Here is a 26325-nt window from a genome sequence, read left to right on the forward strand (position 1 = left end):
AGTTCGCCCGCCCTTGGTGAGCGGGGGGAACGAACGGGCCCACAATGCCGAGATTTATTCGTTGACCAGCCGCAATCCGGGCGCCTGCACCTTGCGGCGATCGACCAGCCACACCTGGATGCTCAGGTCGGCGGCCGGGTCGAGGGTTTCGATTTCCACCTCGACGTGCCCGCGCAGCGGATGCTCGATGAGCAGCACCCGGCTGCGATAGTCGATAACCCGGTGTTCCCGCCAGCGCCGATCGAATTCCGGATAGCGCTGCAGGGCGGTGATCCGCGCTTCGAGACTGCGGTCATCGGTGAATCGGGTCTGCGCATTGCGCAGTGCGGAGGCGGCGATATCGGCGGCATCTGACCAATTGCTGAAATAGCGCTGCGCGTCGGGGTGTGCGAAGAGATAGTTCGCGAAATTGCCGCCCGCGGATTCGTCGAACAGGCCGAGGGGTTCGGCGAAATCACGCCAGGACGGATTCCAGGCCAGCAGATCCATCCAGCGCCCGAGCACGAAGGCCGGTGTGGGGTGCATGGAGTCGATGACCGCGCGCAGCGTCTCGGAGACCTGTTCGCCGGCCTGGCCGGCGGTGGGGCAGGTCTCCTTCTGCTCCATGCCCAGGGCGAGCCTGCCGAAGTGATGCCGTTCGACTTCATTGAGCCGCAGTGCGTCCGCGAGCGCGCCCAGGACCGAGGTGGAGGGATTGGTATCCCGGCCCTGCTCGAGGCGGGCCAGATAGTCTGCGCTCACCCCGGCTAGCGCGGCGACCTCTTCACGGCGCAGTCCTGGCGTGCGACGACGCCGGCCGGAGGGCAGGCCGACCTCTTCGGGCTGCAGTTGCGCGCGCCGCGCAATGAGAAACTCGGCGAATTCGGATCGGGACACCCCTCCATGGTGCCCTGTCCTGGTCCCGTTAGCCCCGCCCTGCCAATGCCAGGATCAGGACGGTGTGGATATCCGGACTGAAGTCCGGTTAGGCTTCCGGCATGACGACTTCTGAGCAGACCGTGATCGCCCCCGGCTCCTGGACCCTGGATACCGCCCACTCCTCGGTCAACTTCACCGCCCGCCACCTGGGAATCTCCAAGGTTCGCGGCCGTTTCAACAAGTTCGAGACCAGCTTCGTCGCCGACGATGCCGGCAAGGCCGTCATCGAGGCCACCATCTACCTCGACTCCTTCGACACCGGCAACGAGCAGCGGGACGGCCACGTCCGCAGCGCCGACATCCTCGACACCGCGAACCTGAGCACGCTGCACTTCAAGGTCACCGAGCCGGTCGCCGTCGCCGCCGAGTTCGAGGTCACCGGCGAGGTCACCCTCGGCAATGTGACCAAGCCCGTCACCCTCGACGTCGAATGGGGCGGCGTTCAGGTCCACCCCGGCGACCAGAAGCAGCACGCCGGCTTCAATGCCACCGGCACCATCAAGCGCAGCGAGTTCAATATCGCCGCCGGCCTCCCCACCGCCATGCTCGGCGACAAGATCGCCATCGAGCTCGACATCCAGCTCGTCGAGCCGTCCGCCTGATCCCTCCGGCGTAAATCAGCGAAATGCCAAGCGGCGGCACCCATTCGGGTGCCGCCGCTGGATTTTGTTGTGATTACGGGGTGACTCCGGCCGCGCCGGCTCCGGCACCCACCGCGGCACCGATGCCCGCGCCCACCGCTGCGGCGGGCAGGCCCAGTGCGGCCGCGCCGAGCGCGCCACCGCCAACCGCGCCGAGTGCCGCGCCGACGGCAATGCCACCGGCCGCGCCGGCGGCCTCGGCGGCCAGCCCGGCCACCAGCACCGGTCCGTCGATGGTGCACCAGGTGGTGACACAGCCGACGACCGCAGCGGTCAGCGCCGCGACGCCGGGTGCGCCGATGCCGACCAGGAATCCGGCGCCCGCCCCGACCACGCCACCGGCGACGGCTCCACCAGCGCCGCCGATGAGGGCGGCGGGAACACCGGCGGCGAGTGCGCCGATCCCCGCTCCGGCCAGGGCGGCATTACCGACCTTCACCGGATCCGGGCCGGGCGCATCGACCGGTGCGGCCGGAACCGGCTGGGCGGCAATCGGTTCGGCGGAAATCGGTGCGGCGGCTGCCGGCTGCACCGGCAGCGGTGCGGATACCGCGGCGGGCGCGCTGATCGCCCGATCGATCGGTGCGGCCTGTGCCATACCGGCGCACACGACCGCGACGGCGACAGGCATGGAGAGAACGGCCGCGGTGCGACCGGCGAGCAGCGTCGAACGACGTGAGAACAAAATTACCCCCGAGTAAGTTTTGCAGAGGGCTCCGACGCTATCGGTTGGCAATCTAGATACTCAAGCTAAAGACCGGATTAAGACCTGTGATCTGTGCCGAATCCCGCTCCGGATCATGTAAATCGGCTATCACCCTCGTGGTTCAAATCCACAGCGGCGAAACCCAATCGGGTTTCGCCGCTGCTAGTTCGATGTGACTCGAAAAGCTAGTCCGCCCAGACGCTTTCGATCGGGGTGCCCTCGTTCGGCGGCGGGGTCGGGATGCCGCCCGGTGTGCGGGAGAAGCGGGGCGCGGGTGCGTGCTGCACGACGCCGTCGATCTCGATGAGGCCCGAGCGCGCCACGATGTGCGGATTCTGTTCCGCCTCGGTGAAGGTCAGCACGGGGGTGGTGCACGCGTCGGTGTGCTCGAAGATGGCCCACCACTCGTCGCGGGTCTTGGTCTTGAACTTCTCGGTGAACAGCTTGCGCAGCTGGTCCTGGCCGTTGGGGTCGATCTGGTAGGGCAGGCCCTCCGGATCGATCTCCAGGCCCTTCAGCATCTCGGCGTAGAACTGCGGTTCGATGCAGCCGACCGCCATGTACTTGCCGTCGGAGGTCTCGTAGGTGTCGTAGAAGGCCATGCCGGTGTCGAGCAGGTTGGTGCCGCGCTCATCGGACCACAGGCCCATGCCCTTCATGCCCCAGATCATGTGCGAAAGGGCAAGCGCCCCATCGATCATGGCGGAGTCGATGACCTGACCCTTACCCGAGTTCTGCCGTTCCACCAGCGCGGCCAGAATGCCGAAGACCAGGAACATGGAGCCGCCGCCGAAGTCGCCCACCATGTTCAGCGGCGGCACCGGGCGTTCGCCCTTGCGGCCGATGGCATTCAGCACACCGGTCAGCGAGATGTAGTTGATGTCGTGCCCGGCGCGATCGGCCATCGGCCCGTCCTGGCCCCAGCCGGTCATGCGGCCGTAGACCAGTCGCGGATTGCGCGCGAGCGCCGCATCGGGACCCAGGCCCATGCGCTCGGTGACGCCCGGCCGGAAGCCCTCGATGAGCACATCGGCCTTCTCGACGAGCTCGAGCACCTTCTCGATATCGGCCGGATCCTTGAGATTCGCCTCGACGATGGTGCGGCCACGCCACTGCGGCCGTTCCATGAGTCCGGGGAACTGGTTCGGCCGCTGCACCCGGACCACGTCCGCGCCGAGATCCGCGAGCAGCAGCGCCGCATGTGGACCGGGGCCGATCCCGGCCAGTTCAACAACCCGGACGCCCGCGAGCGGGCCCTGCTTGGCGGTGGATAGAGTGCTCACGACCTACCTCGGTTCATCGTCGATCCAGTGCGCACCGGCTCACAACACCGGTGTTGACGGTATGACAATAACGCGAGGGTGCGGACGGACGGCAAGCCCGGTACTAGCGCTCGATCTTCGGCAGCGGCATGGTGTCCGGCGGCGGGGGCAGTTCGGAGCGGTGCAGGCGCAGCGTCGGCGATTGCGGGGTGAACAGCGGCAGCGTCGGCGTCGGATCCGCGAAGCGGGGTTCCTTGGCGGGCAGCCGGTAGAAGGCGCGCGCATTGTCTTCCAGCACCCGGTGCAGGTCGGCACCGACCGCATCGGCGATCACCTTGATATCCCGGTCCAGGAACGGCCGCCCGGCGCGGGTGCCGGGCAGATCGGAGCCGAACATGAGCGCCTCCGGATTCACCGCGTGAATCCGGCGCAGCGCGGCGCCCACATTCATCGAGACGCGGCCGAATCCGGACGCCTTCACCTTCGCCCCGCGATTGACAAGATTCAGCAGGTACGGCAGGCAGTCGTCGGACATGCCGAGGTGATCGATGGACAGCGTCGGCAGTTTGGTGATGACCGGTTCCAGCGATCCGAGCATGGACCCGTCGATATACAGCTCCACATGCCAGCCGACCAGCTCATAGGCCCGCAGCGCCAACATGGTGAGCCCGACGATATCGCCGCCCGCGCGCTTGAAATTGAACCGGATCGCACGCACGCCGGCGCGGTCCAGCTCGATGATCTCCTCGTCGGTGGCGTCCTCGCTCAGATTCGCGACGCCGACCCAGCCCTCGCCCAATTCGGCGAGGGCGGCCCGGAGAAAAGTGTGCTCGTTGCCCTGGAAGGAACCGGCGACCACCGCGCCACTGTCGATATCGAAGCGCTGCATGCGCCGCCGATAGTCGGCAATGGTGTACGGGTCGGGCAGGTAGCCCTCGTTCTCGGCCAGCGGGAACCGCGGGTCGAAGATGTGGAGATGGGCATCGAACACGTGATCAGCATGCCTCACAACGGTGACAAGTGCGGAAGACCTTGTCCACCTGGCGGATTCAGCCAGGTCAGGGCTATCAGGAAACCTTGTCCGGCTCGCTCGCGCGAATCATGTCCTCGCGCTCGACAACCTTCACCCGCTCGCGGCCTTCCGGCTCGCCCAGGGCGCGCTCGTGCGCGTCCAGGCGGTACCAGCCGGCCCAGGTGGTGAAGGGGACGCCCTTGCTCTCCAGGAACGAGGTCACCGCGTCCAGCTCCGGCTCGGCAGCCGGGGTGAAACCGGCGGCGTCGTCGAGCAGGCAGGCGATGGTCTCGTTCGCGTCGCCCTTGGTGTGGCCGATGAGGCCGACCGGGCCGCGCTTGATCCAACCGGTGACGTAGGTCTGCGGCATGAAGCGCGCCGCGCCGTCGGCATCCTCGTCGAGGAGGACGCGCCCGGCCTCGTTGGGGACGGTGCCGGCCTGGTCGTCGAACGGCAGGGCCGGAATGTTCTGCGACAGGTAGCCGACCGCGCGGTACACGGCCTGGACGTCGAAGTCCTTGAAAGTGCCGGAGCCCTTGACGTTTCCGGTGCCGTCGAGCGCGGTGCGCTCGGTGCGCAGGCCGATGACCTTGCCGTCGGCGTCACCGAGGATCTCGGCGGGGCTCTCGAAGAAGTGCAGGAACAGCTTGTGCGGGCGGTCGCCCACATCGCGAATGGCCCACTGCTCGAGGGTGTTGCAGATCATGTCGACCTGCTTCGAGTGCCGGCGTGCGGCCTCTGAACCCTCGTCGTAGTCGATGTCCTCGGGGTCGACGATGACCTCGATGGTCGGGGAGTGGTCCAGTTCGCGTAGCTCGAGCGGGGTGAACTTGGCCTGTGCGGGGCCGCGGCGTCCGAAGACGTGCACCTCGAGCGCCTTGTTCTCCTTCAGGCCCGCGTACACGTTCGGCGGGATCTCGGTGGGGAGCAGTTCGTCGCCGGTCTTGGCGAGCACGCGCGCCACATCCAGGGCCACATTGCCGACGCCCAGCACGGCAACCTTTTCGGCGTCCAGCGGCCAGGTGCGCGGCACGTCCGGATGCCCGTCGTACCAGGAGACGAAGTCGGCGGCGCCGAAGCTGCCCTCGAGCTCGATGCCCGGGACCTCGAGCGCGCGGTCGGCGTTCGCGCCGGTGGAGAAGATGACCGCGTCGTAGAAGCGCTGCAGGTCTTCCAGGGTGATGTCGACGCCGTAGTCGATATTGCCGAGCAGGCGGACCTGCTCCTTGTCGAGCACCTTGTGCAGGGCGGTGATGATGCCCTTGATGCGCGGGTGGTCGGGGGCGACGCCGTAGCGGATCAGACCGAACGGTGCGGGCATCCGCTCGTAGAGGTCGATGCTCACGTCGGCGTCGGACTTCATCAACGCGTCGGCGGCGTAGATTCCGGCCGGACCGGCGCCCACGATCGCAATGCGGAGCGGGCGGGTCACCGCACCGTGGTGCGAGTCGGACACCGCCCCGGACTGCGTATCGGTCGCTGCACTCTGTTCGGTCATTCTCACGCGCACCTTTGGTTGGAACTATCTGTCGTCAAGTCTCAGCCGTCGTTCTTAGCTTAGGCTAAGTTGACGCCCTCGCCCCGGGTGCCTCCGTTGGATCCCCGAAGCTGCAGCGTTGCTGCCTGGTATCGCTATTCCCGCGCTCGCGCGGAAATTCAGCTGATTCTATCGGTGGAAGGAACCCCCCGCCCGCGCCGGTGCGGTGAACTGTACGAATGCCCATCCCGCTCGCTGACCGGTGCGGCGGACCGCGCGCTCCGGCGCTACGGGCATGATCTACCCATGAGCGACGTCGATGACCAGGCGGTTCCGATCGATCAGGACGAGGCCAGGAGCATGCTGCCGTTCCTGTTGGCGGCCGGCATCCTGGTGCTGGTGGTTATCGGGATCGTGATCGCCACCCTGATGTCGCCGGCTGAGAAGAATCTCACAGATTCCGGTCAGCTGGCCGTCGCCGCCCGAAATTTCATCCAATCCCGCAGTGACGGTGGCGCACTCGATCCGGCCGTGGTGTGCAAGGGCTTCGACGACAACCGCTCGCCGCTGAAAACCGCGGTCGAGGGCGGCCCGAAACTCGACATCGTGGGGCTCGCCGACTCGAAAATCGACGGCGATCGCGCGACGGCCGCGGTCACCTTCCGCGCCGACAGCCACGATACGACCGCCACCTGGGCTTTCACCCGTGCCGACGGCAACTGGCTGGTCTGTAATTCCTGAGGGTCGATGGCCCCGTGTGACAGGCGGGACAAACCGACCGCAGTGGTTTGACAGGGGGGCATGATTTTCGGCAATCTCAACCCAGGTCATGAGTATCAGCGCGAAGCCCCGGCTGGCTGATCGGCAACCCTCCTCCGCGGCGGGGTGCTCCGGGTGACGACCTGGCCGCGCATCGGGCAACGGTGCGGCAAGTGCGGATTCACAGGAGGTCGATATGAGTTACGCGGGTGACCTGACGCCGAAGCAGGCGTGGGAACTGTTGCGGGACAATCCGAATGCGGTGCTGGTGGATGTGCGCACCGAAGCCGAGTGGCGCTTTGTCGGCGTCCCCGATACCAGTGGCATCGGGCGGCCGACCGCACTGATCGAATGGGTCGACGCCACCGGCACGCGCAATGCCCGGTTCGTGGACCAGTTGAAGCAGGCGCTCGCCGATCGTGAGCCGGATTCGGAGGCGCCGGTGATCTTCATCTGTCGCTCCGGCCAGCGCTCCATCGGTGCGGCGACGGCGGCGACGGGCATCGGGCTCGCACCGGCCTTCAATGTCCTCGAGGGTTTCGAAGGCGCGCTCGACGCGCAGGGACACCGCGGCAGCGAGGGCTGGCGCGCCGATGGGCTGCCGTGGAGGCAGTCATGAGGGCGCGCCGATGGGGCTCTATCGATTGGAGGCAGTCATGATCACCGGTGGTTCGTTCGAGCGACCGCTTCCCGAGGGCGTCGGCCCGTCCACGCTCGGCGTGCGAGGTGGCTTGCGCCGCTCCGGTTTCGATGAGACCTCCGAGGCGCTGTTCCTGAATTCGGGCTTCGTCTACGAGAGTGCCGAGGCCGCCGAGGCCGCGTTCACCGGCGATATCAAGCATTTCGTCTACTCGCGCTACGGCAATCCGACGGTCGCCATGTTCGAGGAGCGCCTGCGCCTGCTCGACGGCGCCGAAGCGTGTTTCGCCACCGCCAGTGGCATGTCCGCGGTCTTCACCGCACTGGGTGCGCTGCTCGGCGCGGGTGACCGCCTGGTCGCCGCCCGCAGTCTCTTCGGTTCCTGCTTCGTGGTGGCCAATGAGATCCTGCCGCGCTGGGGTGTGGAGACCGTCTTCGTCGACGGCGAGGATCTGGCGCAGTGGGAAGAGGCGCTCTCGGTGCCGACCCAGGCCGTCTTCTTCGAGACCCCGTCCAACCCCATGCAGACGCTGGTGGATGTGCGCGCGGTCTGCGATCTCGCGCATGCCGCGGGCGCACAGGTGGTGCTGGACAACGTCTTTGCCACTCCGCTGCTGCAGAAGGGCTTCGATCTCGGCGCGGATGTGCTGGTGTACTCCGGCACCAAGCACATCGACGGCCAGGGCCGGGTGCTCGGCGGCGCGATTCTGGGTTCGCACGAGTACATCGACGGTCCGGTGAAAAACCTTATGCGCCATACCGGTCCGGCGCTGAGCCCGTTCAATGCCTGGACGCTGCTCAAGGGTCTGGAGACCATGCCGCTGCGGGTGCGCCAGTCCACCGAGTCCGCGCTGCGGATCGCCGAATTCCTGGAGCAGCATCCGGCGGTGTCCTGGGTGAAATACCCGTTCCTGCCGTCACATCCGCAGTACGAGCTGGCCAGGAAGCAGATGTCCGGCGGCGGCACGGTGGTGACCTTCGAGCTGAAGGCGCTGCCGGAGGAGGCCAAGAAGCGGGCGTTCGAGGTGCTCAACGGCCTGCGCATCATCGACATCTCCAATAACCTCGGCGATTCGAAGACGCTGATCACGCACCCCGCCACCACCACCCATCGGGCGATGGGGCCGGAAGGCCGTGCGGCCATCGGCATTACCGATGGCGTCGTCCGCATCTCCATCGGTCTCGAGGATGTCGAGGATCTGCTGAACGATCTGGGCAACGCGCTGAGCTGATCGGAATCAGCTTCAGGGCCGGAACTGTCGATGACGGTTCCGGCCCTTGTTGTTTGCGCGCATCGAATCTTTGACAGGATGCTGTCAAACATGACAGTATGCTGTCATGACGAAAACAGTGCACCTCGCCGTCTACGACACCTTCTCCGACTGGGAAGCCGGGCACACCACCGCGCATATCCATCGCCCGCTGTGGCATCGCGAGCCGGGCGCCTGGCAGATCCGGACCGTCGGCTTCACCACGGATGCCGTCGTCTCGATGGGCGGTCTGCGGGTGACCCCCGATATCGCTCTCGACGAACTCGACCCGGCCGACAGTGCCATGCTGATCCTGCCCGGGTCGTCGACCTGGGAGGCCGGCGAGCTGAAGGCCTTCGCCGATAAGGCGGGCGATTTCCTCGCGGCCGGTGTTCCGGTCGCCGCCATCTGCGGCGCGACCTTCGGCCTGGCGACCGCCGGGCTGCTGGATGACCGCCCGCACACCAGCAATGCGGCCGAATACCTTGCCATGAGCGGATATTCGGGCGGCGACAACTTCGTTCCCGAGCCCGCGGTGATCGCGGGTGATCTGGTCACCGCCAGCGGTACTACACCGGTGGACTTCGCCCGGGCGATCTTCGAACGCCTGGACATCTTCGAACCCCACGTCCTCGACGCCTGGTACCGCCTCTACGCGCACAATGAGCCGGCGGCTTTCTTCGCCCTCGCCGAGTACGAGCAGAGCCGGGCAACCGATCCGGCGGCATGATGAGGGAGAATTCCCCGGCAGCGCCCGCCCCGGGCGGACAGGAGGCGAGATGAATCCCGAGCAGGAGCTGTTCAGTACCGCCGCCATCACCTCGTTCAAGCTCAACGGCCAATTCCTCACCATTGCAGAGGAATTGGCGCGTCCGGCCGATATCACCGCCGCCTGGTGGCAGGTCCTGGGCGCGGTACTGCACGAGCCGCTGCCGGTGGCGGGCATCGCCCGCGAGATGGGTATCACCCGCCAGAGCGTGCAGCGCATAGCGGATCTACTGGTGGACAAGGGTTTTGCCGAATACCGCACCAACCCGGCGCACCGCCGCGCCAAACTGGTCGCCATTACGGAGGCCGGTCACGAGGCGGTACGTCGCATCGGCCCGCGGCACGCCAAATTGGCCGCCCGCCTCACCGCCCAGCTGGGCGTCGAACAGTTCACCCGGATCGTCGAATCGCTCACGACCTTGTCAGCCGCGCTCGACTCCTTCGAAACCGACTGAGCGCCGGCCCGACCGACCCGGTAGGGCTGCGGGGACGGACCCCCGTCATCCCGGCATGCTTTTAGCCGGGATCTATACGGCCGCTGTGGATCCCGGCCAAAAGCGCGCCGGGATGGCGAGGGTGTGCGCTGGGGGTGACGGGGGTGTGCGCCGGGGTGACGGGGGTGTGCGCCGGGGTGACGGGGGCTGTCAGGGGGCGAAGGGGTCCTTGGTTTTGCCGACCAGGTCTGCAACGGAGTGCAGGATGGCGGTCGGGCGGTAGGGGTACTGCTCGACGGTGGAGTGGGTGGAGATGCCGGTGGTGACCAGGATGGTGCGCAGCCCGGCTTCCAGTCCGGAGATCACATCGGTGTCCATGCGGTCGCCGATCATGACGGTGGACTGCGAGTGCGCGTCGATGCGGCGCAGCGCCGAGCGCATCATGAGCGGGTTGGGTTTGCCCACGTAGTAGGGCTCTTTGCCGGTGGCCCTGGTGATGAGGGCGGCGACCGAACCGGTGGCGGGCAGAATGCCCTCGCGGGACGGGCCGGTGGCGTCCGGATTGGTGGCGATGAAGCGCGCGCCCGCCGAGATCAGCCGGATGGCGGTGGTGATGGCCTCGAACGAGTAGGTGCGGGTCTCGCCGAGCACCACGTAGTCCGGTTCGCTGTCGGTGAGTACGTAGCCGATTTCGTGCAGTGCGGTGGTGAGCCCGGATTCGCCTACGACATAGGCGGTTCCGTTCGGCCGCTGATCGCGCAGGAAGGTCGCGGTGGCGAGCGCCGAGGTCCAGATGGATTCGATCGGAATGTCGAGACCGGTGTGCTGCAGCCGGGCCTGCAGATCGCGCGCGGTGTAGATGGAGTTGTTGGTCAACACCAGGAACGGGATCTCATTGTCACGCAGTTCGGCGAGGAACTGGTCGGCGCCGGGCACCATGTGGTTCTCGTGCACGAGAACGCCGTCCATGTCGGTCAGATAGGACAGGATCGGTTCGTCGTTTGAGGTCACGGGTCAATTGTCCGCTATCACGATCGAGTGTGGCGGCAGGAGGGCGGTTTCTTTACCGTCCGGTTGGTTTCTCTAGCGGAATACCCGTGCTCACACGCCGGTTCGACCACGTGGGTGCGACCCCCGACACACCTCTGACTATGGTGCGAAGAGACCGTTCGCCGGGCGCATGTTCGGCGGCAGTGCGGGAGGTTGGCCCGCACAAACCAAGCGCAGCAAGGCGACAGGAGTGGCGCGGTGAAGGATCTCAAGCTCGGATACAAGGCGTCGGCGGAGCAGTTCGGCCCCCGGGAACTGGTGGAGATCGCGGTGGCGGCCGAGGAGCACGGCCTCGACAGCGCCACGGTGAGCGATCATTTCCAGCCCTGGCGGCACAATGGCGGGCACGCCCCGTTCTCGCTGGCCTGGATGGCCGCGACCGGTGAGCGCACCGAGCGCATTCAACTCGGCACCTCGGTGCTGACCCCGACCTTCCGCTACAACCCGGCGGTGATCGCACAGGCGTTCGCGACCATGGGCTGCCTGTACCCGGATCGCATCATGCTGGGTGTGGGTTCCGGTGAGGCGCTCAATGAGATCGCCACCGGCTACAAGGGTGAATGGCCGGAGTTCAAGGAGCGTTTCGCGCGCCTGCGCGAGTCGGTGGATCTCATGCGCGCTCTGTGGACGGGTGACCGCGTCGACTTCGAGGGCGAGTACTACAGCACCGTCGGCGCCTCGATCTACGACGTGCCCAAGGGCGGCATCCCGGTCTACATCGCCGCGGGCGGCCCACTGGTGGCCCGGTACGCCGGCCGCGCCGGTGACGGCTTCATCTGCACCTCGGGCAAGGGCATGGACCTGTACACCGAGAAGCTCATGCCCGCCGTCGCCGAGGGCGCCGCGAAGGTCGGCCGCACGGTCGAGGATATCGACCGCATGATCGAGATCAAGATCTCCTACGACACCGATCCCGCACTGGCGCTGGAGAATACGCGCTTCTGGGCGCCGCTGTCCCTGACGCCCGAGCAGAAGCACTCCATTACCGATCCGATCGAGATGGAGGCCGCCGCCGACGCACTGCCGATCGAGCAGATCGCCAAGCGCTGGATCGTGGCCAGCGATCCGGACCAGGCCGTCGAACTCATCAAGCCCTACCTGGACGCGGGCCTCAACCACCTGGTCTTCCACGCCCCCGGTCACGACCAGCTCCGCTTCCTGGACCTGTTCAAGCGCGACCTGGGCCCCCGCCTGCGCGCCCTGGCCTGACGCGTTCGTCACCGCCTGACCCTCCGTCATCCCGGCGTGCCTTGGCCGGGATCCACCACTGCCGCTGTGGATCCCGGCCAAAAGTGTGCCGGGATGACGGGGTGTGTTCTACACGATCAGACCGATACCGGTGCGTCCAATGGCGTGAGCTCCCACCCGCCGCCGCCGGTGATATCGAGCCGCTGATTGTGATGCCGATCCACCGTGCTGCGGTGGGCGACGCTGACCAGCACGGTATTCGGTGCTTCGGTCCGCACCAGGTTGTAGAGCGTGTACTCGAGCCCCTCGTCGACAGCCGAGGTGGCCTCGTCGAGGAACGCGAGTTTGGGCTGCAGCAACAGGATTCGCGCGAAGGCGATGCGCTGCTGCTCGCCGGGGGAGAGCGTCGAACCCCAGTTGTCGTCCTCGTCGAGCCGGTCCGCCAGGTGCCCGAGGCTGACCTTGATCAGGATCTCCCGCAGGGCCACATCGTCGAGCGCGTCCGGAGTGACCGGGTAGGTGATGGCGCCGCGCAGATTGCCGAGCGGCAGGTACGGCCGCTGCGACAGGAACAGGGAGTCGTCGCCCAGCGGTCGCTGCACGGATCCCGTTGTATAGGGCCACAATTCGCCGATGCTCCGGAGCAGCGTCGTCTTGCCGACACCGGAGTCACCCTTGATGACAAGCGCGTCTCCGGGGACGAGCCGCAGGGACAGGTCGGTGATCAGCGGCGTGCCGTCCGGCTTGTTGACGTCTACCCCCGTCAGTTCGAGGCCTTCGAGCAGTTCGGCGGTGTCGATGGTCGGTAGATCCCGGGCTTTGTCATCGGCGTCCTGTAGTCCGTCGAGACGGACCAGGGTGGCGCGAACGTAGGTGAACGCGTCGTAGGAGTTCTGCGGCATCGAGACGGCCCCCTGCAGACTGGTGAACGCGCTGCCCGCCTGTTGCATATTGCCGAGTGTGGTGGTGCCTGCGAGTACCTGCGGCCCCATGACCAGGCCGACGAAGACGGCAGAAGTCTGGTTGGTCAATAGGTTCCAGCCGTAGAACTTCACCAGCCGGAAGATGCGCTCCCAGGTGTTCTCGATAACGGCATCGAACCGGTAGTTCAAGCCTGCCCGCTCTTCGTTCTCACCGTGGTAGAAGGCAACGTTCTCGGCGTTCTCACGCAGTCGCACCAGCCCGAAGCGATAGTTGGCCGTAAGGCGCTGGAACCAGAAGTTCAGCTTGATCAGCGGGTGCCCTATCCAGAACGCGACTACGGTGGCGAGCAGGGTGAAGATGAACACCGCGAACACCAGTCCTCGCGGTATGTGCTGGCCGAAGAGGTCCATCGGAAGGGACAGTTTCCACAGGATCGGCGTGAACGACACCACCGTGAGTCCGCTGCCGATCACGCCGCCGCCACTGACGCCGTACGGACCGACATTGCCGCCGAAGCTCAGCGCGAACATGCCGTTCACGAAATCTTGCACATCCTGCTGGATGCGCTGGTCGGCATTGTCTATGGTGTCGTCGACGAACCTGTTGCGGTAGTAGGCCTTACCGGTCATCCAGTCATCGAGGTAGCGCGTGTTCAGCCACTTCCACCAGTGGATCTGAAAGGCATTGTTCAGCCAGTACGTGACCATGCCCATCGCGACGTAGATGGTGGCGAGCACGCCGAATACACCCATGCTCTGCCAGAACAGGGTTTTGGCATGATCGGCGTCCGCCGCATTGTGCTCCGCCAGGGCTTGCACCCCGAGCTGGAGCGAGGAGTACATGTCGTTGTAGTAGTAGGTGAACAGGCCGCTGATACGCACGCTGTACACAGCGAGTAATACGACGATCGCCAATAGTCCCCAGGCGGGCCAGCTTTGGCGGCCCCTGAAATATCCGCCGCTGATCCGCCAGAACATGCGGCCCCAGCCCGTGAATTTGATGATCACTGTCGCGACCACGAGGAAGATCGCCGACGTGATGACGAATCCCTTCGCGATCCACCACAGGCTGTTGAAAAGCTCGTGTCCCCAATCGAGACCGGAAGCGCCTACCATGCGCGGCAGCGTAATGGCAGTTGCTGGGAATCTCGTGTCAACCGGTTAACGGCGTGCAACGCGGTCTCCGGTGTGGCACGCGGCACTTGTTCTCCCGTGCACGCGCGGATCCACACATAACGGTCGGTAGGCTCTCGCTCATGACTGCGGCACCGGTCTCGAGTGTGTACATCGCGTCGCCCGAGGGCGACACGGGCAAATCGACCGTGGCGCTGGGGGTGCTGCAGGCACTGGCCGCCACCACCCCGCGTGTGGGCGTGTTCCGCCCCATCACGCGGTCGGCGACCGAGCGGGATTACATCCTCGAGTTGCTGCTCGAGCATTCCACCGCGGACGACGACTACGACCAGTCCATCGGCGTGACCTATGAACAGGTGCACGAGGATCCGGACGGGGCGATCAGCGAGATCGTCATGCGCTATCACGCCATGGCCAAGCAGTGTGATGCCGTGCTCATCCTCGGCAGCGATTACACCGATGTCGCCAGCCCCAGCGAGCTGCGCTTCAATGCCCGCATCGCGGTGAATCTCGGTGCGCCGGTACTGCTCGTGGTGCGCGGCGCCGAACGCACGACCGCGGAGCTGATGCAGCTGGTGGAGCTGTGCCGCACCGAGCTGGTGGCCGAGCACGCCAAGCTGGTCGCGGTGATCGCCAATCGCTGCGAACCCGATCAGCTGGAGGCCGATACCGAGGCGCTGCGCCAGGCGGCCGCGGTGCCGTCCTGGACGCTGCCGGAGGTGCCGCTGCTGCAGGCCCCCACCATGGACGAGCTGTGCCATGCCATCGACGGCGAAATGTACAGCGGCGACCCGGAATTGCTGCAGCGCGAAGCACTGGACGTGATCATCGGCGGCATGACGATCGAGCACATTCTGGAGCGGCTCACCGACGGCGTCGTCGTCATCACACCCGGCGATCGCTCGGAGGTGCTGCTGGCACTGGTGAATGCCCATGAGGCGGAGGGTTTTCCGTCGCTGGCCGGCATCATCATGAACGGCGATATGGAGCCCGCGCCGTCCATCGCGCGACTCATGGCGGGTTTGAAGCCGAGGCTGCCGATCCTCTCGACCGCCCTGGGCACCTTCGCGACCGCCAAGGCCGCCGCCCGCACCCGCGGCCGGGTGTCGCTGTCCAGCATTCGCAAGGTCGACACCGCGCTCGCCCTCATGGAGGAGCGGGTGAATGCCCGGGAGTTGTTGGAGCAGATCGAGATTCCCATCCCGGACGTCACCACCCCGCAGATGTTCGAGTACCAGCTGATCGAGCGCGCCCGCGGTGACCGCAAGCGCATCGTGCTGCCGGAGGGCGACGACGACCGCATTCTGCGCGCCGCCGGCCGGGTGCTGCAGCGCAAGATCGCCGACCTCACCATCCTCGGTGACGAGACCGCCGTGCGTAATCGCGCCGCCGAACTCGGGGTGGATATCGAGGCCGCCGAGGTGCTCGATCCGCTGACCTGTCCGCTGCGTGACGAATTCGCCGAGGAGTACACCCGGCTGCGCGCGCACAAGGGTATGACGGTGGACCGCGCCCGCGAATACCTGGCCGATATCTCGTATTTCGGCACCATGATGGTGCATATAGGCGTCGCGGACGGCATGGTGTCCGGCGCCGCGCACACCACCGCGCACACCATTCGCCCGGCATTCGAGATCATCAAGACCACACCCGGCGTCTCCACGGTGTCGAGCGTGTTCCTCATGTGCCTGGCGGACCGGGTGCTGGCCTACGGCGACTGCGCGGTGGTACCGGATCCGACCTCGGATCAGCTGGCCGATATCGCCATTTCCTCGGCGAAGACCGCCGCCCAGTTCGGCATCGAGCCGCGGGTGGCCATGCTGTCGTACTCGACCGGTGAATCCGGCTCGGGCGCCGATGTGGAGAAGGTGCGCACCGCGACCAAGCTGGTGCACGAGCGTGCGCCGGAATTGCTGGTGGAGGGCCCGATTCAGTACGACGCCGCCATCGAACCGACCGTGGCGCGCACCAAACTGCCGGATTCGGCGGTGGCCGGGCAGGCGACGGTCTTCATCTTCCCGGACCTGAATACCGGCAACAACACCTACAAGGCGGTGCAGCGCAGCGCGGGCGCGGTGGCCATCGGCCCGGTGCTGCAGGGTCTGCGCAAGCCGGTCAACGATCTCTCGCGCGGCGCGCTGGTCGCCGACATCGTCAATACCGTTGCCATCACCGCGATTCAGGCCCAGCAGGAGGCGCAGTGAAGGTCCTGGTAATCAATTCGGGATCGTCGTCCATCAAATACCAGCTGCTGGACCCGGAATCGGCGGGCGTGGTCGCCTCGGGTGTGGTGCAGCGCATCGGCGAACCGGTCGTGGCGGGCTCGCCCACCATCGAACACCAGAGTGACGGAAAGACTTTCGAGCACGACGGGGAGGTGGCCGATCACGCCGCCGGACTCCGGCTGGTCTTCGATATCTTCGCCGAGAGCGGGCACGATCTGGCCGATGAGGGCCTGCGTGCGGTCGGCCACCGCGTGGTGCACGGCGGTGAGGTGTTCTACGAGCCGACACTCATCACCGATGAGGTGGTGGAGGCGATCTCCAACCTGTCCTCCCTTGCCCCGCTGCACAATCCGGCCAATGTGGTCGGCATCGAGAGCGCCCGCAAGCTGCTGCCGGACGTGCCGCAGGTGGCGGTGTTCGACACCGCCTTCTTCCACGGTCTGCCCGCCGCGGCCAAGACCTATGCCATCGATGCGAAAGTCGCTGCCGCGCATGGTGTGCGGCGCTACGGCTTCCACGGCACCTCGCACGAGTACGTCTCGGGTCAGGTCGCGGAATTCCTCGGCCGCGACCGCGGCGAGCTCAATCAGATTGTGCTGCACCTGGGTAACGGCGCATCCGCCTCCGCTATTCGCGGAGGTAAGGCCGTAGACACCACCATGGGCCTGACCCCGCTCGAGGGCCTGGTCATGGGCACCCGCTCGGGTGATCTCGATCCCGGCATCATCTTCCACCTGATCCGCACCGCCGATATGGACGTCGACGATGTGGACGCCCTGCTCAACCGGCAATCCGGTATCAAGGGCCTCTCGGGTGTGAACGACTTCCGGGAACTCGGCCGCCTCATCGAAACCGGTGATGCCGCAGCACGACTCGCCTTCGATGTCTACATCCACCGGCTGCGCCGCTATATCGGTGCGTACCTGGTGGAACTCGGCCGCGTGGACGCCATCACCTTCACCGCGGGCGTCGGCGAGAACGATGCGAAGGTGCGCGCGGCGGCCCTGGCCGATCTCGGGCGCTTCGGCATCACGGTCGATCCGGAGCGCAATACCGCGAAAGATCGCTCCGCCCGGTACATCTCACCCGAGGGCGCCGAGGTGGCGGTACTGGTGGTGCCCACCAACGAGGAGCTGGCCATCGCCCGCGCGGCCGCCCGCCTGGTCGGCTGAGCTTCATACAATCCTCACGATCGCGCTGACAGAGTGGCACTCGGTTCCGGTTCCTCCGGCGCCACCGGAACCCGTGTCGCACACGCACAGCTGCGGTAGGAACTGACCTTCCCTCGCCAGAACCGCCGACGCCTCGGCTGCCCCGAGGGTCACCGCAGCGCGGCACGGGGACCTTCCGGTCCCCGGTCAGAACCAGGATTTGGCGCGCACCGCATTGGCGAGATCCACCAGCGCGTAGCGGTGGGTGCGCCCGGGTGCGGAGCGGGCGATGCCGCGCAGGCCGGTCTCTATGCCGCGCCGCAGTTCTCGTTCGGTGAACGGTGCGCCGAAGATCTCGGCGTCCGATGTGTTCGGAATGCGACCGGCCTGCAGCCAGCCCAGCGCGGTCCCCAGCACGAGGACGCGCAATTGCGCCGAGCGGCCTTCACCGGCCGGCAGCGCCTGCACCCGGGCGGCGGCCACATACAGCGTTGCCTCATCGATTTCCCCGACCGGAGCCGAGGTCAACAGCATGAGCACGGCGGTCATCCGCGCTTCGGCATAGTGCCGGGACGCGGGCGGAACCTCGTCCAGGGCGTGCACGGCGGCATTGATATCCCCGGCGGCCGCGAGCTGCCGGGCCAGGCCGAAGGCGGCGCTCACCACACCCCGGTCGGTGCGCCAGACGGTGGCGTAGTAGTTCTCGGCGTAGGCGCGCCACTCCTCCGGATCGGGTGAATCCCAGTGCTGGAGTGTGAGTTCGGCGGTAGCGGCCAGGGCCAGCTTGGGTGCGATCTCGCCCGGAACGGCCTGCAGCACCGAGTCGAAGTGCGCGAAGGCGCGCTCGAAATCCTGTTCCAGCAGTTCGGTCATGCCGAGATACCAGTCGGTGCGCCAGTCCGCGGCGTCCGGGGTGCCGGTGAGGCGTTCCAGCACCAGGCGGGCGGCGGCGGGCTCGAACAGATCGAGATGCGCGCGGGCCTCGGCCAGCGTCACCTCCATCTCGAAAGTATCCGGCGCACCGGCGGGTTCGGCCGCCGCGCGCTGGCGGGAATGCCGCAGTTCGTCCAGCGCGTGCCGGGGTTCCGGATGCGCCGCGCCCGCCAGCAGCGGTGCGGACGGGTCGGCGGGATCGATGATCGGCACCGGCAGCGCGGCCACCACATCGCGCGGGCGCAGCAGCGTGCTGCGGGCGATGCCGTCGATGATGCCGTCGGTCTGCGCGACGAACTCCCCGGTCCCGAAACTGGTGCGGGGCGGGCTGAACAGCGTGGACAGCTGCGGATGCTCATTGCCGAGTTCGACGGCGAGGATTTCCCGCAGCACGCCCATGAGCTGACTGCCGAGCAGCCGGGCCGACCCGAATCGGCGATCCGGATCCGGATCGGTGGCGCGCAGCAGCAGCCGGTGGAAGAACTCGTGCCGGGCCAGCACCGGCTGATCCTGCGGGTTCGGGATGCCGTCGACGTAGGCGCCCTTCTCCATCGGCAGATTCAGCGTGAGCACGGCCAGCGTGCGGCCCACCGTATAGATGTCGGAGGCTGCGGTCGGCCCGGTCTGCGCGACCTCCGGGGCCTGATAACCCCTGGTGCCGTACAGGTTTCCGTACGCCTCGAACTGCGCCACCGCACCCAGGTCGATGAGTTCCACCCGCTCGGAGGTGACCATCACATTGTCGGGTTTGAGATCGTTGTAGGCCAGCCCGCCGGAGTGCAGATACTCCAGTGCCGGAAGGACTTCCAGCACATAGGCAATGGCCTCGGCCACCGGCATGCGCTCGGGCCGCACATGCTGATCGAGCATATCGCGCAGCGAGTGCCCGCCCACGTACTCCATGACGATGTAGCCGATGGGGGAGCCGTCCGGCCCCGGATGCTCCACGAAATTGTGGATCTTCACAATGCTCGGATGCGCCACCTCGGCCAGGAACTGCCGTTCGGCGACCGCCACCGCCTGTGCCTCGGCATCACCGGAGTGCAGCAGGCCCTTGAGCACCACCCACCGGTCGCTGACATTGCGGTCGATGGCGAGATAGATCCAGCCCAGGCCGCCGTGTGCGATACAGCCCTGGATCTCGTACTGGCCCGCCACCACATCACCCTGATGCAGTGACGGCCGGAAATCATAAGGCGCACCGCATGTTTCACAGGTGCCCGCGGCGTGCGCCGGATGTGTCGCGGTCGCCCGTCCCACGGGTTTGCCGCAGCGCCAGCAGAATCGGCGACCCTCGGACACCTCCGGATCGGCGAGCACCGCCTGTTCCGGATCCACCGGCGCGACCGCCGGAATGGGGACCAGTCCGGCCCCGAGCCGCGGCACCACCGGCCGCTGCCGCGACATCCGCGCCGTGCGCTGTGACGGCCGAGTCGGGGTCCGGCCCTCTCCTTCGTGTCCGTCGAGACCGGAACCCGGGGAAACACCTTCCACCGCAACTGCTTCCGGCTCCGACGGCACGCCGGTACCGTCCTCGCCGAACCGCTCGGTGGAACGGGTCGGCGCCCCGTTCATATTCTCGGTGGCCTGGGTGATCGGGTGCGCCTCCTCGATGCGCTCGGTGGCCTGGGTCGGCGGTGCCTCCGCACCCGCGTGCTGCGCGAAGTGGGTCGGCTCACCGATATCGTTCGGGTCGCTCATATCAATCCTGATACCTGGGCGGCGGCGGGATCGCGGCATCGCCGAGTTCGCTTGCGAGCCAGCGCTGATAGCTGCGGTTCCAGGTGCCGTCACCGCGAATGCGCTCCAGCGTCGCATTGACGGCGCGGACCAGATCGTCGGAGCCCTTGGAGATGCCGATGCCGTACTGCTCGGTGCTGAGATCGGGCCCGACCACCTCGGTCTGCGGATCCTGTTCGGACAGTCCGGCGAGCAGCGTGTCATCGGTGCTGATGGCATCGGCCTGGCGCTGCTGCAGCACCACCAGGCAGTCGGCCCAGCTGGGCACGGTGACGATGGAGGCGGCGGGCTGCTGACTGCGGACCAGATCGATGGAGGTGGTGCCGGGCACCACGCACACCCGTTTGCCCGCCAGATCCGCGAGCCCGGTGATGCCGGAATCGCGCACGGTCAGCACCCGCTGATGCGCCTGCAGATAGGAGGTGGAGAACGTAACCCGTTGCCGCCGGTCGCAATTGATGGTCATGGTCTTCACCACGACATCGACGGTGTGCTCCTGCAGTGCGCGTTCCCGCTCGGCGGAACCGAGAATGCGGAATTCGACGAGATCGGGATTGCCGAGCAGATCCCGCGCCACCTCCCTGGCGATATCCACATCGAATCCGGCCAGCGCCCCGGTGGTCGGATCGCGGAAGCTGAACAGATTGCTGCCCGGATCGAGCCCGACCAGCAGTCGCCCCCGATTGCGGATGGCATCGAGATCGGGCCCGGTCCGAGCGCCGGTCGGCCGCAGGCTGGCGGTCGGGTCACCGCAGTTCACCGGCACCGGTGGCGCGGCCGCATTGGCCGGTGCGACCGTGGCCCCCGAGGGCAGCGGCGGTTCGGCATAGCTGGGCACCCGCGGCAATTGCGGTGCGGGAGTGGAATTGTCGGCACAGGCCGAAGTCAGTGCGACCGTGCAGAGGGTCAGCGCGGCCACCGCCGGTCGCCAGGTCGCCCGGGCGATACGGCCGCCGTCGAAGGGAGTGCGCCGCCGGCTCATCGGTACTCCCGCAGGCGCGGCCACAGCCCGGCCGCCACCAGCACGGCCGCCGCGGTGCTCAGCACCAGTGCGCCGGGCGCCAGCAGATCGAGGGTGCGGGCGGCATGGGAGGCATTGGTGCGCAGCGTGTTCCGGGTATCGGTGATGCCGTCGCCGAGTGCGTGGTCGAGGGTGTCCACCTGGGCGGTGGCCTCGTTCGCGCCGGGTCCGGTGGCGACCGCGCCCGCGCCGATGAAGTCGCCGCGCGAGAGTGCGTCGTTCATGCGCTGATGCGCGGCGCGCCAATGACTCAGGGCGTCGCTCGCGGTCTTCACCTCGCTCGCGCCAGGTGCGTCCTTCGAATAACCGGCCAGAATGCCGCTCAGTTTAGTGGTGGCCTGGTCGAAGGTGTTGTCGTATTCGGCGCTGGTATCGCGGCGCACCAGCTTCAGGGTTTCGGCGGCGCGGGCCTGCTGCGCGAGAATGCGGCTCTCGGTGAGCGCCGCGGTGGGGACGCTGCCGTCGTCGCGGGAATGGGTGGTGGAGACCGCGGAGATGACGCCCGCCAGCACCGTCCAGCCCAGCAGCGCCACCATGATGGCGGTGGCCAGCAGCAGTCCCGGATTGAGCACCCGATTCCAGCGCCGGAACAGGAACAGCTGTGCCGTGACCAGGGCCGCGACCGCCAGCAGCGGCAGGATGATCGCCGACCAAGGCGGCTGCACATGATGGTGCTGGGTCGCGGCGATGGCGGCCGAGCGATGCTCCTGCAGTTCCTGCGCCATGGGCAGCATGGTCGACTGCATGAGGTTGGACGCCTCGCTCAGATAGGCCGCGCCGACGGGCAGGCTGTTGCGATTGTCGGTGCGGGCCGTCTCCACCAGTCCGCTGTATACGGGCAATCTGGTGGCTATCCCGGAGCGCAGATCGGTGTCGGTGTCCCCACCGCTGCGATCGGACTGCGTCACCAGCTCCGCCGCCGCCTCGCCGATGGCCTGGTTGTACCTGTCCCGCACCGGTTTCGGTTCCAGCCCGCCGGAGATGAACGCGGTGCCGGCCGAGGCGTCGGCCACCGACAGCGAGGTGTAGAGCCGCTGTGCCGAATAGGCATCCGGCTCGGACTGATCCAAAAGCACGTCGAGCGCGTGCTGACGATGGTTGACCGCGGTGGCGGTGACCACCCCGGCGGCCACGCACATGCCCAGCAGCACCAGCCCCACCGCGATCAATTTCGCCGGTGAGGAGTGCGCGAACGTCCGCATATCGGTCTTCGAGAACCGCTCCCGGACGGCGGCGGCCGCGGCCCGCGGCGACAGCTCGTCGAGCCGCAACTCCTCGTTGCGAACCATGTTCACCTCCCACTGACCGAAACCGGACGATCGACTTGATGCTGTCGAATGAGCTTATTGTGGACGTACCTGTGCCGTGACGCGGGAACACCCGGCAGTCATCGCGGCGCGGTCCGAGGATGGGATTGCGAAGTATGCGTGGTGACGGCGACGGCTGGGCCGAGAGCCCCGATGGCACCCGTCAGTGGGGACGCTTCGGAGCTGCCGGACTGTTGCTGCGCGCACCGCTCGTGGACGGGGGATCGGCGGTGCTGCTGCAGCATCGGGCCGCCTGGAGTCATCAGGGCGGCACCTGGGCGCTGCCCGGCGGCGCGCGCGACAGCCACGAGACCACCGTGCACGCCGCGGTCCGCGAGGCCGAGGAGGAGGCGGGCATCACCGCCGGATCCATCCGGGTGCGGGCCTCCCGGGTCACCGCCGTCGCGGACAGCGGCTGGACGTACACCACGGTCATCGCCGACGCGCTCACCCAATTGCGCACCCAGGCCAATCTCGAATCCACCGAATTGGCGTGGGTGCCGGAGGACGAGGTGGACGCGCGGCCGCTGCATCCCGGTTTCGCGGCCGCCTGGCCGCTGCTGCGCGCCACCCCGACCCGGGTGAGCCTGGACGGACTGGACGATCCGGCGGCGGTGGCGGCCGCATTGCCACGCACCCTGGAACTGTCCGATGCGGAGTTCCTGTGGCTGTGCTCGGGCGGCGACGGCGATGCCCGCACCGCGCGGATCGGTGCGGCCGAGCCGCGCCCCGATGCGGCCGATATGGCCGGAAATGTGTTGTTCCTCACGCTCGCCCAGGTGTTGTCTTGAGACGTGACCCAGCGTGAGATTCCCACGTACTGCCGGATCTGCGAACCGCTCTGCGGGCTGATCGCCACCGTCGAGGACGGGAAACTGGTGCGGTTGCGCGCCGATAAGGAGCACCCGCTATCGCTGGGCAATGCGTGCCCGAAGGGCATCGCGTTCACGGAGATCCAGAACGATCCGGATCGGGTGCTGTATCCGATGCGGCGAACGGGCGAGGGTTTCGAGCGCGTCTCGTGGGCGGAGGCGCTCGACGATATCGGCGCCCGGCTGCGCGCGATCATCGGCGCGCACGGACGGGAAAGTCTCGGTTGGTATTTCGGGAATCCGTCCTCGTTCTCCTATTCACATACGCTGTGGCTGGTCGGTTTTCAGCTGGCCGCCGGTCTGCGGCATATGTATTCGGCGGGCTCGCAGGACATCAACAATCGCTTCGTCGCCAGTGAGCTGCTGTACGGCTCGCTCACCTCGGTGCCGGTCCCGGATCTGGAGCGCACCGATTTCCTGCTCATGCTCGGCGCGAATCCCGTTGTCTCACACGGTAGTGCGATGAGCATGCCGCGAATCCGGGAGAAGCTCACCGCGATCACCAAGCGCGGCGGCCGGGTCGTGGTGGTCGATCCGCGCCGGACGGAGACCGCGCGCCTGTTCGAGCACGTCGGTGTGCGGCCGGACAGTGATGCCTGGCTGCTCGCCGCGCTGCTGCAGGTCATTTTCGCGGAGGGCCTGGCCGATGCGCAGGCGCTGCGCCGCCAAGCCGCCGGGGTGCGCGAATTACGCGATGCCGTCAGCCGATTCACCCCGGAGGCGACCGCCGTCGTGACCGGCGTGGAACCGGACCGGGTGCGCGCACTCGCTCGCGATCTGGCCCGCGCCGGCAGCGCCGCCGTCTACGGCCGCACCGGCACCTGCCTGGGCCGCCACGCCACCCTGGTCGCCTTCCTCATCGATGCGCTGGCCCTGGTGACCGGCAATCTGGATGCTCCCGGCGGCTCGGTATTCGGTAAGGAACTGGTGGCCGTCTCCAAGCTCAATGCCCGCCTCGGCCTCATCGGCTACGGCAAAAACCGTTCCCGCATAGGCGATTTCCCGGATGTGCTGGGCACCTTCCCGGCCGCCATCATGGCCCAGGAGATCACCACTCCGGGCCCGGGTCAGCTGCGCGCGCTGTTCACCTCGGCGGGCAATCCGGTGTCCTCGGTCCCCAATGGCCGCGAATTGTTCTCCGCCCTGGCGCAACTCGACCTGTTCGTCTCGATCGACCTCTACATGAACGAGACCAATCGAATGGCGGACTACATCCTGCCCGCCACCACGTTCCTGGAGCGCGATGATCTTCCGCTGCCCTTCACGGCGCTGTCGCCCACCCCGTACACCCAGTACACCGAGCGGGTCCTGGAGCCGTACGGCGAGGCCCGCGAGGAATGGCGCATCATCGACGATATCGCCACCCGAATCGGCGTGCAGCCCTTCATGATCGGCCCCAAGGCCGCCGGTGGCCTGCTGAGCCGCCTGCGCGGTCTGCCCGGCGGCCGCAATGTCCGGCCCACTCCGAAGGTGCTGGCCGACCTTGCCATTCGCACGGGTCCGTACGGCGATCTGTTCGGCCTGCGCCGTGGTGGCCTGAGCCTCCGCATGCTGCGCCGCCACCCGCACGGCGTGGTGCTCGCCGATGCCGTCACCACCGGCGTGCTGCGAGAAGTGGTGCAGCACAAGGATAAACGGGTCAACTTGGCCCCGGGGGAGATTCTCGCGGAACTCCACGGCCTCGAAACCCCGGAGGTGGACCCGGCCTATCCGCTGCGCGTCATCGGCATGCGCGAGCTGAAATCCCACAACTCCTGGATGCACAATTCCGAGCTGCTCATGCGCGGCGATCGCACCCATGCGGCCCGCATCAACCCGAAAGATGCTGCCGTGGCCGGTATCTCGGAGGGCGTCCGGTGCCGGGTCAGCTCCGCGCACGGTTCGATCGAAGTGACGGCCCGCCTCACCGAGGATATGACGGAGGGCACCGTGGCCATCCCGCACGGCTGGGGGCACAGCGGCGGCTGGCAGCGCGCGAACGCCGCGGGCGGCGCCAATGTCAACGACCTGATGTCGTCCGACATCGCCGATGTCGAACGCCTCGCGGGCATGTCCAACCTCAACGGCGTCCCGATCCGCCTGGACCCATTGCCGGCCGGCTGAATTCGCCCGTCATTCCGGCGTGCTTCCGGCCGGAATCCACAGCGAGCGGCCGATCCACCACGGTCCCGGCCGAAGCCATGCTGGGACGAAGGGGTGGTTCTCAGCGGTCGAGGTTGTCCAGAATGCGCTGCTTCAGGGCGCGGGCGGCGGCCTCGGGGTCGGCGGCGGCGGTAATGGCGCGCACCACCACGATGCGGGTCGCACCGGCGGCGAGCACCTCGGGCAGTCGTACGTCGTCGATGCCGCCGATGGCGAACCACGGGCGGGTGGTGTGCGATTCGGCCGTGGAGCGCACGAGGTCCAGCCCCGCGGGCTGGCGTCCAGGCTTGGTCGGAGTCGCGTACACCGGGCCGGTGGCGAAGTAGTCGATATGTTCGTCGACCCCCGCGAGCCCGGCTTGAGCGCGATTGTGGGTGGAGCGCCCGATCACGACATCCGGGCCGAGAATTCTGCGGGCGTAGAAGGGCGGTAGATCGCCCTGGCCCAGGTGCAGCACATCGGCGCCGGCGGCGAGGGCGATATCGGCGCGATCGTTCACGGCGATGAGCGCCCCGTGGCGGCGGGCGGCCGCCTTCAGTTCGGCGAGGACGCCGAGTTCGGCCTTGGCCTCGAGGGAGCCGAACTGCTGCTCCCCGGGCGAACCCTTGTCGCGTAGCTGGATGATGTCGACACCGCCCGCGAGGGCCGCATCGGCGAAGGCGGCCAGATCGCCCTTTTCCCGCCGCGCGTCGGTGCACAAATACAGGCGCGCGTCGGCCAGACGTTCGCGCGGTGCCGCAGGGCGGCCAGGGTGGGAGGGCTGCACGTTTCAG

Annotated in this window: 22 protein-coding genes and 1 riboswitch; of the genes, 11 read left to right on the top strand and 11 right to left on the bottom strand. The window is 67.2% G+C overall.

The window, feature by feature from the left end:
• Positions 1-54: 54 nt before the first annotated feature.
• Positions 55-876 carry a helix-turn-helix transcriptional regulator gene (locus ABZX86_RS37215; protein ID WP_355130679.1) on the bottom strand — a complete coding sequence of 274 codons (822 nt, stop codon included), beginning with the start codon at positions 874-876 and terminating at the stop codon, positions 55-57.
• 101 nt (positions 877-977) lie between these two features.
• On the opposite strand from ABZX86_RS37215, the gene ABZX86_RS37220 reads away from it, so the two are divergent.
• Positions 978-1520, top strand: a complete 543-nt coding sequence (locus ABZX86_RS37220; RefSeq protein WP_355130681.1) for a YceI family protein — start codon at positions 978-980, stop codon at positions 1518-1520.
• A 73-nt stretch (positions 1521-1593) separates the two neighbouring features.
• Here the strand turns inward: ABZX86_RS37220 and ABZX86_RS37225 are convergent, their stop codons facing one another.
• From ABZX86_RS37225 to ABZX86_RS37240, 4 genes are all read right to left on the bottom strand, one after another.
• The gene (locus tag ABZX86_RS37225; protein WP_355130683.1) at positions 1594-2244 is read right to left on the bottom strand and encodes a hypothetical protein; all 651 of its coding nucleotides are present in this window, start codon (positions 2242-2244) and stop codon (positions 1594-1596) included.
• 206 nt (positions 2245-2450) lie between these two features.
• Positions 2451-3548 (bottom strand): CaiB/BaiF CoA-transferase family protein, encoded by a 1098-nt coding sequence (locus tag ABZX86_RS37230; protein WP_355130685.1) that lies wholly within the window; start codon positions 3546-3548, stop codon positions 2451-2453.
• Positions 3549-3651: 103 nt separating this feature from the next.
• A complete protein-coding gene (locus ABZX86_RS37235; protein ID WP_355130687.1) occupies positions 3652-4518 on the bottom strand; it encodes an amidohydrolase family protein in 867 nt (288 codons plus the stop codon).
• A 76-nt stretch (positions 4519-4594) separates the two neighbouring features.
• Positions 4595-6037, bottom strand: coding sequence for an FAD-dependent oxidoreductase (locus ABZX86_RS37240; RefSeq protein WP_355130689.1), 1443 nt, complete (start codon positions 6035-6037; stop codon positions 4595-4597).
• A 285-nt stretch (positions 6038-6322) separates the two neighbouring features.
• Between ABZX86_RS37240 and ABZX86_RS37245 the strand changes: the two genes are divergently transcribed.
• From ABZX86_RS37245 to ABZX86_RS37265, 5 genes are all read left to right on the top strand, one after another.
• Positions 6323-6757, top strand: a complete 435-nt coding sequence (locus tag ABZX86_RS37245) for a hypothetical protein (RefSeq protein ID WP_355130691.1) — start codon at positions 6323-6325, stop codon at positions 6755-6757.
• Positions 6758-6841: 84 nt separating this feature from the next.
• Positions 6842-6957, top strand: a riboswitch (SAM riboswitch).
• A 14-nt stretch (positions 6958-6971) separates the two neighbouring features.
• Positions 6972-7394, top strand: coding sequence for a rhodanese-like domain-containing protein (locus ABZX86_RS37250; RefSeq protein WP_327142644.1), 423 nt, complete (start codon positions 6972-6974; stop codon positions 7392-7394).
• A gap of 37 nt (positions 7395-7431) precedes the next feature.
• Positions 7432-8646, top strand: a complete 1215-nt coding sequence (locus ABZX86_RS37255) for an O-succinylhomoserine sulfhydrylase (protein ID WP_355130693.1) — start codon at positions 7432-7434, stop codon at positions 8644-8646.
• Positions 8647-8752: 106 nt separating this feature from the next.
• Positions 8753-9394, top strand: a complete 642-nt coding sequence (locus ABZX86_RS37260; RefSeq protein ID WP_355130695.1) for a type 1 glutamine amidotransferase family protein — start codon at positions 8753-8755, stop codon at positions 9392-9394.
• A gap of 49 nt (positions 9395-9443) precedes the next feature.
• The gene (locus tag ABZX86_RS37265) at positions 9444-9887 is read left to right on the top strand and encodes a MarR family transcriptional regulator (protein WP_355130697.1); all 444 of its coding nucleotides are present in this window, start codon (positions 9444-9446) and stop codon (positions 9885-9887) included.
• A gap of 189 nt (positions 9888-10076) precedes the next feature.
• Here the strand turns inward: ABZX86_RS37265 and ABZX86_RS37270 are convergent, their stop codons facing one another.
• A complete protein-coding gene (locus ABZX86_RS37270) occupies positions 10077-10877 on the bottom strand; it encodes an HAD-IIA family hydrolase (protein ID WP_327142640.1) in 801 nt (266 codons plus the stop codon).
• A gap of 237 nt (positions 10878-11114) precedes the next feature.
• Between ABZX86_RS37270 and fgd the strand changes: the two genes are divergently transcribed.
• Complete coding sequence (gene fgd / locus ABZX86_RS37275; RefSeq protein WP_327142639.1) at positions 11115-12125, top strand: glucose-6-phosphate dehydrogenase (coenzyme-F420); 1011 nt, start codon at positions 11115-11117, stop codon at positions 12123-12125.
• A 116-nt stretch (positions 12126-12241) separates the two neighbouring features.
• Here the strand turns inward: fgd and ABZX86_RS37280 are convergent, their stop codons facing one another.
• Positions 12242-14143 carry an ABC transporter ATP-binding protein/permease gene (locus tag ABZX86_RS37280; protein ID WP_355130699.1) on the bottom strand — a complete coding sequence of 634 codons (1902 nt, stop codon included), beginning with the start codon at positions 14141-14143 and terminating at the stop codon, positions 12242-12244.
• A 140-nt stretch (positions 14144-14283) separates the two neighbouring features.
• Between ABZX86_RS37280 and pta the strand changes: the two genes are divergently transcribed.
• Complete coding sequence (gene pta / locus ABZX86_RS37285; protein WP_355130701.1) at positions 14284-16365, top strand: phosphate acetyltransferase; 2082 nt, start codon at positions 14284-14286, stop codon at positions 16363-16365.
• A complete protein-coding gene (locus ABZX86_RS37290) occupies positions 16362-17558 on the top strand; it encodes an acetate kinase (protein ID WP_355130703.1) in 1197 nt (398 codons plus the stop codon). The genes pta and ABZX86_RS37290 overlap by 4 nt, the downstream gene beginning before the upstream one ends.
• A gap of 186 nt (positions 17559-17744) precedes the next feature.
• Here ABZX86_RS37290 and ABZX86_RS37295 read toward each other — a convergent pair whose 3' ends face one another.
• Genes ABZX86_RS37295 through ABZX86_RS37305 form a run of 3 tightly spaced genes read right to left on the bottom strand, consistent with a single transcriptional unit; the run spans position 17745 to position 22520 of the window.
• Positions 17745-20171 carry a tetratricopeptide repeat protein gene (locus ABZX86_RS37295; RefSeq protein ID WP_355130705.1) on the bottom strand — a complete coding sequence of 809 codons (2427 nt, stop codon included), beginning with the start codon at positions 20169-20171 and terminating at the stop codon, positions 17745-17747.
• Position 20172: 1 nt separating this feature from the next.
• Positions 20173-21192: a glutamate ABC transporter substrate-binding protein gene (locus ABZX86_RS37300; protein ID WP_355130707.1), complete on the bottom strand. Its 1020-nt coding sequence runs from the start codon at positions 21190-21192 to the stop codon at positions 20173-20175.
• Positions 21189-22520: a hypothetical protein gene (locus tag ABZX86_RS37305; RefSeq protein WP_355130709.1), complete on the bottom strand. Its 1332-nt coding sequence runs from the start codon at positions 22518-22520 to the stop codon at positions 21189-21191. Before ABZX86_RS37305 ends, ABZX86_RS37300 begins: the two co-directional genes overlap by 4 nt.
• A gap of 134 nt (positions 22521-22654) precedes the next feature.
• On the opposite strand from ABZX86_RS37305, the gene ABZX86_RS37310 reads away from it, so the two are divergent.
• On the top strand, positions 22655-23329 hold the full coding sequence (locus tag ABZX86_RS37310) for an NUDIX domain-containing protein (protein WP_355130711.1): 675 nt from the start codon (positions 22655-22657) through the stop codon (positions 23327-23329).
• Positions 23330-23332: 3 nt separating this feature from the next.
• Complete coding sequence (locus ABZX86_RS37315) at positions 23333-25513, top strand: molybdopterin-dependent oxidoreductase (protein ID WP_355130713.1); 2181 nt, start codon at positions 23333-23335, stop codon at positions 25511-25513.
• A gap of 100 nt (positions 25514-25613) precedes the next feature.
• Here ABZX86_RS37315 and thiE read toward each other — a convergent pair whose 3' ends face one another.
• Positions 25614-26318, bottom strand: a complete 705-nt coding sequence (gene thiE, locus ABZX86_RS37320) for a thiamine phosphate synthase (RefSeq protein ID WP_355130715.1) — start codon at positions 26316-26318, stop codon at positions 25614-25616.
• Positions 26319-26325: the final 7 nt, after the last annotated feature.

Origin of the sequence: Nocardia sp. NPDC006630, from assembly GCF_040611495.1 — a bacterium.
Taxonomy (GTDB): domain Bacteria; phylum Actinomycetota; class Actinomycetes; order Mycobacteriales; family Mycobacteriaceae; genus Nocardia.